The following is an 8,344-nucleotide window of genomic DNA, read 5'->3' as shown; positions in this document are numbered from 1 at the left end:
CTCCTGGCTGGCGCCGCTGCTCTGGATCATCGCCGTGGGCGCTCTGGCGCTGTATGGCATCTGCGCCGGCTACGGCATGCGCCCGGCGATTCTGCACGACCAGCTTTATGGCCAAGGCGCATTCACCTGGGCCGAGTGCGACGCCATCTTTTACCGCGCCCTCACAACCGGCGACGGCACCGCCCGATGGCGGGCATGGATTTTCTACGCCGGTGTGCGCCTGGGCGGCGCAAGCCACTACGGCACAGCCTGATCCCTAGACAGGGAAAACGAACCCGCCAAGCGCGGGATTTTTTTTGCCCGGAGAAAACTATGACTAGCAGCCCCAAACGCGGCGTGCGCAACAACAACCCCGGTAACATCGACTTCAACCCGCGCAACAATTGGCAAGGCCAGCTTGGGATCGAGGTCGGCGTGCCGTATCCAAGGTTCGCCAGATTCGATACCCCCGAGAACGGCATACGTGCCCTGGCCAAGTTGCTGCTGGCCTATCGCGGCAAGGATGGCATGCCTGGGGTGGGTGCGCCCGGCATCGACACTGTGCGCGAAATCATTAGCAGATGGGCCCCGGGCGGCGAAAATGATACCGAGGCCTATATCGCCAGCGTCGCCAATTACCTTGGTGTGAAGCCTAACGATCCCATCGATGTGCGCCTGCCCGCCACACTTCGGAGGCTGGTAGAAGCGATCATCGCCCATGAGAACGGAAGCAACCCGTACTTGGCCAGCGTGGTTGATGAAGGCGTGGGCAGGGCCTTGGCATGACCGAAACCCAGTTGAAGTGGCTGGGCTATGGCGGCGCGCTGCTGCTGGCCATCGCCCTGGGCTTCGCCGCGGCGTGGTTCTGGCAGGCCAATGCCTACAAGGCGAAGCTCGCCGCCCAGGATGCCGCGCACCAGTCCGACCTCACTACCATCGCCAACGCTGCCGCCGCACAATCCCGCACCGCGCTGGAGAAGCAGCAGCAGGCCGAACAGGCGCTGGCCGACCTCGATACCAAACGAACCAAGGAGAAGGCCGATGCATTGGCTGACAACGAGCGCCGGCGCCGTGATCTTGCTGCTGGGAAGCGGCTGCGCGTCGCAGGCAACTGTAATTCCAGCGGCGGCAATGTGCCCAAAACCACCAGCTCCACCAGCGTGGACGATGCAGGAACCGTCGAACTCTCTGCAACTGCTGGACAAGACCTTCTCGATATCCGAGCCGGCATCATCGCCGACCAAGCAGCCTTGAGAGCGCTACAGGATTACGTCCGAACGAGTTGTCATTAGGTTCGCTGTATTCCCCGCAATACCGCCGTCAGATCTCGCCACGGAAATACCGCCGCGGGCTTGGATTGCACACATCCCTCCCGGTGCTCGAAAGGGCGCCGCGCGTCGGTCAATAGCTGGCTTGCGCCGCAGCTTCGGCAAGTCACGCCTCGTTCGTCGAGAGTCCATCGTTCCAGCCAGTCTGTTCCTTCCATGGCACACCCCAGGCTGTCATAAAGCTGGCATTTCCGAGCCAAAACAGCCCATTTAGGCACAAAAAAAGCACTTGCGGTAATCGCTAAGTGCCTGATTTGTAACGCTTATTTGGTGGAGCCGGGGGGATTTGAACCCCCGTCCGCCAGTACTCCGCTGTCGGTACTACATGCTTAGCCCGTTCTACTGAGTTAACCCGCGGCCGCCCGAGGGGCAGGGTGCTTTGGGCGAGTCGTGTAAGTTTTAGCCGTTTCGTCCACGACGTACTACGCGGCGATCCTGTTCTGTATGACAGTCGGTTCAGGTTTACAGGCATCCCCTAGCGACTGCTGGCACCGAAGTGACCAGAACGCGTGGGTCAATTAAGCTGCGAGAGCAGCAAAATCTTCCTTGGCGTTGAAGGTTTCGTCATTGGCAACTATAAGAAGTTGCAACAGTGGATTTACGAGTTCTGTTACCAACTCGGCATGCACCTAAAGTTTCATTACCGGCGTCGAATCCTAATCGGCCCCGATCCGTCTACGATCGACGGTTGCTGCGCAGTATACGGGGAACCGCGGGCCAAGTCGACCCTCGCCTGAGGGCCGGCTTGCCATCGCGCGGTGGTCAATTGCCCGCGGCGCCGCCCTTGGTGGTCATTTTTTCAAGGTCAGACAGCACCTTGTCGCTGGCGGCGATGCATTTTTTCTGGTCGTGCGCGGCCTGGGCGTCCTTCGCCTCTTTGATACTGTCGGCAAAGCTGGACTCTATGTCGGGGTTAGAGGCCTTCGCGGTGGTGAGGTCGCTGTCGATTTTTTTCAAGTTAGCGTCGCAAAGGTCCTCGGCCGCAAACACAGGGGCCGTGGCGAACAGGGCAGCGGTGAGTAACATTCCGGTCATCACGGTGCGCTTCATAGGCAATTCTCCTTGAACAGTGGGCTCAGCATTGGGCTTGGTGGCCGGTGCCGAGGTACAGGGTTCACCCGTGTTGCCAGGGGCTTGTTCGATGGACTTTGCCGTTTCCGCAGGGTTCGTTTTTTCTTCACGTACGCCAATAATTTGCGAAGTAGCTTGCAGTTCGAAGCACATCGCCCCAAAACGGGGCGAATTGGCAGCATGTTCAGTGCACAGGTTTGGGTTGGGTGACTCGGTCGACCAGGTACACCAAGCCGTGGTAGTCGATGCCCGCATGGTGCGACAAGCCGATTTCGCACGTGCGGCTGGTAGAGACCCCTTCGCTGCAGTGCTGCACCGCACCTTTGAGTGAGCGCAAGGCATGGGCATTCAATTGCGGCGTGGTAAAGCCTTTATCGCCCGCAAAGCCACAACAGTGGATGCCCTCGGGGATTATCACCTGTTGGCTACAGCGCCGCGCCAGGTCGATCATCACCTGGCTTTCGCCCAGATGCTGGGTGCTGCATGTCACATGCACCGCTACAGGCGCAGCCTGGGGGGTAAACTGCAGCTTATCGAGCAGGTGGGTGCGGATGAAACGTACCGGGTCGTAGAGGTCTAGCCGGGTGTCGGCCAAGCCTTGCACCAAGCGCAAGGCGCAGGGGCTGGTGTCGCAGTAGATCGGGTCGAGCCCACCCCGGCTGGCCTTGAGCAGGGCATCGAGCAACTGCTGGCGCTTGCGCTCGGCCTGTACGGCATAGCCCTTGGAGGCAAAGGGTTGGCCGCAGCAAAGCGCGTCTGGGGTGTCTGGGAACACCACCTGGTAACCGGCCTTTTCCAGCAAACCGCGTGTTTTTTCCAGCAGCGTGCTTTGTTCGCGGTCACCGGCGGCGGGGCCCATTACCCGCGACACGCAAGCGGCCAGGTACACCACCCGCGGTTGGTTGCCCTGCGCGTGGGCGCCTAAGTGAAGCGGCGCCACGGCCTGCGGCATGGCGCTGTTCCAGCGTGGTAGGCGGTCGCCACTGGCGTGGCTAAGCTGTGCGGACCACCGCGCCAAGCGTGGCGCCCCAAGCAGGCGGCGGGCGCTGTCGGCGCTGCGCAGGGTGAAGCGGGCGCTGCGCAGGGTGGCTGCGAAATGCTCGGCCAGCCAGCGGGCCGCGTGGGGGTGGGCGGCGTGTTGGCCGCGTAGTTTTTTCACCAGCGCACCGGTGTCGATGCCCACCGGGCAGCGTTGTGCGCATAGCCCGGTGGCCGCGCAGGTGTCTACGCCTTGGTAGGCAAAGTGTTTTTCAAGCGCGGTAGTGTCGTCGCCAGCGCGCTTTTTCGCCTGGATGTCGCGCCACATCACAATGCGTTGGCGTGGGCTTAGGGTGAGCCCGTTCGACGGGCACGCCGGTTCGCAGAAGCCACACTCGATGCATTTATCCACCAGTTCATCAGCAGCCGGCATCGGCTTCAAATGCTTGAGGTGGATGTGCGGGTCCGTGCTGAGCACCGCGTCTGGGTTGAGGATGCCGGCAGGGTCGAGCAGGCGCTTGAGCTGCCACATCAGTTGGTATGCTTGTTTACCCCACTCCAGTTCCACGAAAGGCGCCATGTTGCGCCCGGTGCCGTGTTCGGCCTTGAGCGAACCGCCGAATTCCACAGCCACCAGTTGCGCTACGTCGATCATGAACGCTTGGTAGCGGTCGATTTGCGCTTGGCTGTTGAAGCCTTGGGTGAACACGAAGTGCAGGTTGCCCTCCAGCGCGTGGCCGAAGAGGATGGCTTCATCGTAATGGTGTTTTTCAAACAGCGCGATCAAGCGGTTCACAGCCTCGGCCAGGCGTTCCACTGGGAAGGTCACGTCTTCGATGATCACCGTGGTGCCAGTTGCGCGAACCGCGCCCACGGCGGGGAAGGTGCCCTTGCGGATGGCCCAGAGGCGGGCGTTTTCCGTGGGGTCCTGGCTAAAGGGAACCTGCTGCTCTATGGGGAACCGAGCAAGGCAACCGGCCACTTGGTCGATGGCCGCGCGCAGCGCTTCGCCGCTGGTGCCGCATACTTCGATCAACAGGGCGCAAGCGCTGGCGGGCAGGGTTTGCACGAAGGCCGGCATGCCCGGTTTGTTCTGTACCGAACGCAGGCTGCGGCGGTCGAGCAGTTCCACGGCGGCTACCGGTTGTTGCGTGAGCACGGTCACGGCGTTGCAGCAGGTGGCCACGTCCGGGAACACGATCAGCGCGGTGGCCTTGTGTGCAGGGTCGGGCACGGTGCGGTAGGTCACGGCGCTGATGAAGCCCAAAGTGCCTTCCGAGCCCACCAGCAGGTGGCTGAGGATATCCAACGGTTGTTCAAAGTCTACCAGCGCGTTGAGCGACAGGCCGGTGGTGTTCTTCAGCCGATATTTGTGGCGGATTTTCTCGGCCAGCGCCGAATCGGCGCGGGTGGCGCGGCCGACTTCGGCCAACTGCGCCAGCAGTTCGCCATGGCTGCGCTCGAACGCTTCCACGCTGGCCGGCACCTCGGTGTCGAGCAGGGTGCCGTCGGCCAGTACCAGGCGAAGGCCGGCCAGGGTGTGGTAGCTGTTTTGTGCGGTGCCGCAGCACATGCCGCTGGCGTTGTTGGCGACGATGCCGCCGATTTTGCAGGCATTGATCGAGGCCGGGTCCGGGCCGATCTTGCGCCCATAGGGGGCCAGCCACAGGTTTGCCTGGGCGCCAATCACCCCCGGCTGCAGGCGGATCTGCTCGCCCCGCTGGCGGACCTCATGGCCGTTCCAGCCATCGCCCAGCACCAGCAGCACCGAACCGCTGATGGCTTGGCCGCTCAGGCTGGTGCCGGCGGCGCGGAAGGTCACCGGCACCCGCTCGCGCTGGGCCAGGCGCAGCAGGGCGATCACCTCGGCTTCGCTTTCCACCCGGATCACCAGTTTGGGGACCAGCCGGTAGAAGCTGGCGTCGGTGCCGAAGGCGAGCCTCGAGGTAGGGTCATCGAAGCGGCGTTCAGCGGGGATCAACCGCTGCACCTCGGCGATAAACCCTGCGGGCAGGCTCATTGGTCCTCCACGATCAGCACTATCAAATCTTTTGGGCCGTGGGCGCCATAGGCCAATACCTGTTCGATGTCGGCGGTTTTGGAGGGGCCGGAGATCAACAACGCATTGGTCGGCATGCCGCTGGCCCAGCCCTGTTGGCGTTGCACGCTATAGAAATTGTCGTACACCTGGCTGGCCTTGAGCAGCGCTACGTGCAGCGGCGGCACCAGGCTCATCAGCCGTGGCTCTTCACGGGTGGGCCACAGCACCAGGCTGCCGGTGGCGGCGATGGCGCCGAGGGTGCTGGTGAGGCTGGCGGGCGTGTTGTCGAACAGTTCTTGCTTCCATTGCTCTACAGGGCGGTCATAAGCCTTCAGTTGCAGGCTCGGCCCTTCGCCCAGGTAAGCGGCCAACTGTTGGCCATGTTCGCTGCCCGGCGCGACCAGCAGGCTGCTGATGCTGCGCTGGGCCAGCAGTTCGGTAAGCAACGCCGGCCAGGTGGCCGCTTGGGTCACGTGCACTTCGGTGTGCACCGCTTCCATTAGCGTTTTGAGCCGGGCCAGTCGTTCGCTGGTGGCATAGGTCCAGGGCTCGGTTACCAGGGCTTCGTCGTAGTGGTCAGCCAGCGGCGTGGTGCCCTGTAGGCTATGGCGCAACTTGGCCAAGATGTTGTCGCGGGCGCTCATGGCCTGTTCCCCCGGGTGGCGAAATGCTCGCGGGCGCGTTCATGCAGCGAACGGGGCGCGGGTTTGGGCGCACTGTGGTTTTGCGACCAGGGGCCAACGTTGCCTGGGGTTAGCCCGCGCAGGCGGGTGGCCAGCCGGAGAAAGGCGCGGTACAGCGCCGGGCTGCTGTTCAGCCGGGCCCAAGCGTTCCAGAGCAGGCGCTCTTTGCGCGAATATTTGCTGCCCTGGCCACGCATCACCGGGTGGGGCGTATCCGGCGCTTTTACGTTTTCTTCGCGCAGCCTGCGCAGCAGCGCCGGGATGGGGATCTTCACCGGGCACACTTCACCGCAGGCGCCGCACAGCGACGACGCGCTGGGGTGGTCGGGCACTTTGGCAAGGCCCACCAAATGCGGGGTGATGATCTTGCCGATGGGCCCAGGATACACCTCGCCATAGGTGTGCCCGCCCACCCGGGTGTACACCGGGCAATGGTTCATGCAGGCGCCACAGCGGATGCAATTGAGGGTTTGGCGCAGTTCGCCATCGGCGAAGGCTTGGCTGCGGCCGTTGTCCAGCAGCACCAGGTGCACTTCTTCCGGGCCGTCTTGTTCATGGGGTTTGCGCGGGCTGCTGATCATGTTCACGTAGGTGGTGATCGGGATGCCCAACGCCGAGCGGGTGAGCAGCGACAGCAACGGCACCACATCGCGCAGGTTTTCCACCACCTTTTCGATGCCGGTCACGGCGATGTGCACCTTCGGCACGCTGGTGACCATGCGGCCGTTGCCTTCGTTTTCGACCAACAGCAAGGTGCCGGTTTCGGCCACGGCAAAGTTCACCCCCGAGACGCCGATGTCGGCCTCGAAGAATTTTTGCCGCAGCACCCGGCGGCCGATCTGGATCAACTGGTCGACGTCTTCGGTGTACTCCACCGCCAACCGTTGCTGGAACAGCGCGGCCACTTGGCGGGCGTTCTTGTGGATCGCCGGCACGATGATGTGCGAAGGCTTCTCATGGTCGAGCTGGACGATGAACTCGCCCATGTCCGCTTCCAAGCATTCCAGGCCGCGGGCGGCGAGAAAGTCGTTCATTTCCATTTCTTCGCTGACCATCGACTTGCCCTTGACCACGCGCTTGGCCTGGTGGGCTTGGGCGATGTTGAGCACGATGGCATTGGCTTGTTCGACGGTTTCGGCCCAGTGCACCTGCACGCCCTGGCGGGTGAGGTTGGTTTCGAGTTGCTCGAGCAGTTGCGGCAGCTTCGACAGGGCCCTGGCACGGATGGCATTGCCCAGGGCGCGCAACTGTTCGCGCTCATCGGCATCGGCAAAAGCACTGGCACGCTTGGCCATCAGGGAATCCATAGCCTTGCGGAAGTTGCCGCGCAGTTGCGCGTCGCCCAGGGCCTGGTGGGCGCGGCTGCGGAAGTCGCTGGGCAGCTCGACGGCGGGAATACGGGCTTGGGTATTCATCGTGCACCTCCGGTGCGTTGCCATAGAAAGCTTGCCAGGTGCTGGCCGCGCAAGGCCGCTTGTTGTTTTTCCAGCGCGCCGTTGATGTTCAGCAGGCAGCCGCAGTCGGCGCTGATCACCTGATGCGCGCCGGTTTCGATCAACTGGCGGGTTTTGTCTTGCACCATCGCCCCGGCGATGTCTGGCAAGCGCACGCTGAAGGTGCCGCCGAAACCGCAGCATTCGCTTTCGTGGCTGTGGTCTACCCGTTCTACATTGCCCAACTGGGCGAGCAGGGCGCGGCCGTGCAGGTGGGTGTTCATCTCACGCCGGGCCGAACAGGAGGTGTGCAACGCGACCTTCACCGGGGCGCCAGTGTCGCTGAGTTCGACTTTGCACACGTGCAGCAGGAATTCGGCCAACTCGTAGGTGCGTGCGGCCAGGGCCTGGGCTTGGCGCAGCAGGGCGGGGTCAGCCTCGAACAGTGCCGGGTAATGTTCGCGGAACATGCCGGCACAGGAGCCGGACGGCACCACCACGGGCCAGTCTTGCTCGAACAGCGCCAGTTGCGCCTTGGCCACCTGGCGGGCCTGTTCGGTGTAGCCGCTGGTGTAGGCCGGCTGGCCGCAGCAGCTTTGCCCCTGCGGGTAGTTCACGGCGATGCCTTCGCGCTCGAGCAGGTGGATGGCGTCCATGCCCGCCTCGGGGAAGAACAGGTCGACCACGCAGGTGCCGAACAGGTACACCTGTGCAGGTTTGTTCGTCGGGTATTGGCGTGGGCCATGCAGCGGTGGCACCACGCGGGTGGCATTGGGCGCGGCATCGTAGTAAAGCTCGGTCATCAGGCAATTCTCCGGTTCAGGCCGGTTT

The 8,344-nt window shown here is 63.1% G+C and carries 8 protein-coding genes and 1 other RNA gene; 3 read left to right on the top strand and 6 right to left on the bottom strand.

Annotated features, from left to right (window positions below):
• The 3 genes from HAQ05_RS20525 to HAQ05_RS28485 all read left to right on the top strand — a co-directional run.
• Positions 1-253 (top strand): DUF1353 domain-containing protein (locus tag HAQ05_RS20525; RefSeq protein WP_190423977.1); only part of this gene is annotated, 253 nt, incomplete at its 5' end.
• Positions 254-312: 59 nt separating this feature from the next.
• Positions 313-765: a structural protein P5 gene (locus HAQ05_RS20520; protein ID WP_190423975.1), complete on the top strand. Its 453-nt coding sequence runs from the start codon at positions 313-315 to the stop codon at positions 763-765.
• The gene (locus tag HAQ05_RS28485) at positions 762-1,271 is read left to right on the top strand and encodes a lysis protein (protein ID WP_202988101.1); all 510 of its coding nucleotides are present in this window, start codon (positions 762-764) and stop codon (positions 1,269-1,271) included. The genes HAQ05_RS20520 and HAQ05_RS28485 overlap by 4 nt, the downstream gene beginning before the upstream one ends.
• A gap of 304 nt (positions 1,272-1,575) precedes the next feature.
• Here HAQ05_RS28485 and ssrA read toward each other — a convergent pair.
• The 6 genes from ssrA to HAQ05_RS20485 all read right to left on the bottom strand — a co-directional run bounded on the left by ssrA (position 1,576) and on the right by HAQ05_RS20485 (position 8,316).
• Positions 1,576-1,975: a transfer-messenger RNA gene (gene ssrA, locus HAQ05_RS20510) on the bottom strand.
• A 94-nt stretch (positions 1,976-2,069) separates the two neighbouring features.
• Positions 2,070-2,357: a hypothetical protein gene (locus HAQ05_RS20505; RefSeq protein WP_190423973.1), complete on the bottom strand. Its 288-nt coding sequence runs from the start codon at positions 2,355-2,357 to the stop codon at positions 2,070-2,072.
• 205 nt (positions 2,358-2,562) lie between these two features.
• Complete coding sequence (locus HAQ05_RS20500) at positions 2,563-5,376, bottom strand: FAD-binding and (Fe-S)-binding domain-containing protein (protein ID WP_190423971.1); 2,814 nt, start codon at positions 5,374-5,376, stop codon at positions 2,563-2,565.
• On the bottom strand, positions 5,373-6,041 hold the full coding sequence (locus HAQ05_RS20495; RefSeq protein ID WP_190423969.1) for a LutC/YkgG family protein: 669 nt from the start codon (positions 6,039-6,041) through the stop codon (positions 5,373-5,375). Before HAQ05_RS20495 ends, HAQ05_RS20500 begins: the two co-directional genes overlap by 4 nt.
• Positions 6,038-7,495 carry a LutB/LldF family L-lactate oxidation iron-sulfur protein gene (locus HAQ05_RS20490; protein ID WP_190423967.1) on the bottom strand — a complete coding sequence of 486 codons (1,458 nt, stop codon included), beginning with the start codon at positions 7,493-7,495 and terminating at the stop codon, positions 6,038-6,040. Before HAQ05_RS20490 ends, HAQ05_RS20495 begins: the two co-directional genes overlap by 4 nt.
• Positions 7,492-8,316 carry a (Fe-S)-binding protein gene (locus tag HAQ05_RS20485; RefSeq protein WP_190423965.1) on the bottom strand — a complete coding sequence of 275 codons (825 nt, stop codon included), beginning with the start codon at positions 8,314-8,316 and terminating at the stop codon, positions 7,492-7,494. The genes HAQ05_RS20490 and HAQ05_RS20485 overlap by 4 nt, the downstream gene beginning before the upstream one ends.
• Positions 8,317-8,344 lie beyond the last annotated feature (28 nt).

Origin of the sequence: Pseudomonas typographi (assembly GCF_014694385.1) — a bacterium.
In the GTDB taxonomy this organism is placed as follows: domain Bacteria; phylum Pseudomonadota; class Gammaproteobacteria; order Pseudomonadales; family Pseudomonadaceae; genus Aquipseudomonas; species Aquipseudomonas typographi.
Note: the sequence above shows the minus strand (reverse complement) of the source record. Positions and strands in the feature narration are given on the sequence as shown.

Coding starts and splice junctions, on each gene's coding strand:
- HAQ05_RS20495 (WP_190423969.1), bottom strand. CDS start 6,041: ATGAGCGCCCGCGACAACATCTTGGCCAAGTTGCGCCATAGCCTACAG.
- HAQ05_RS20500 (WP_190423971.1), bottom strand. CDS start 5,376: ATGAGCCTGCCCGCAGGGTTTATCGCCGAGGTGCAGCGGTTGATCCCC.
- HAQ05_RS20485 (WP_190423965.1), bottom strand. CDS start 8,316: ATGACCGAGCTTTACTACGATGCCGCGCCCAATGCCACCCGCGTGGTG.
- HAQ05_RS20490 (WP_190423967.1), bottom strand. CDS start 7,495: ATGAATACCCAAGCCCGTATTCCCGCCGTCGAGCTGCCCAGCGACTTC.
- HAQ05_RS20520 (WP_190423975.1), top strand. CDS start 313: ATGACTAGCAGCCCCAAACGCGGCGTGCGCAACAACAACCCCGGTAAC.
- HAQ05_RS28485 (WP_202988101.1), top strand. CDS start 762: ATGACCGAAACCCAGTTGAAGTGGCTGGGCTATGGCGGCGCGCTGCTG.
- HAQ05_RS20505 (WP_190423973.1), bottom strand. CDS start 2,357: ATGAAGCGCACCGTGATGACCGGAATGTTACTCACCGCTGCCCTGTTC.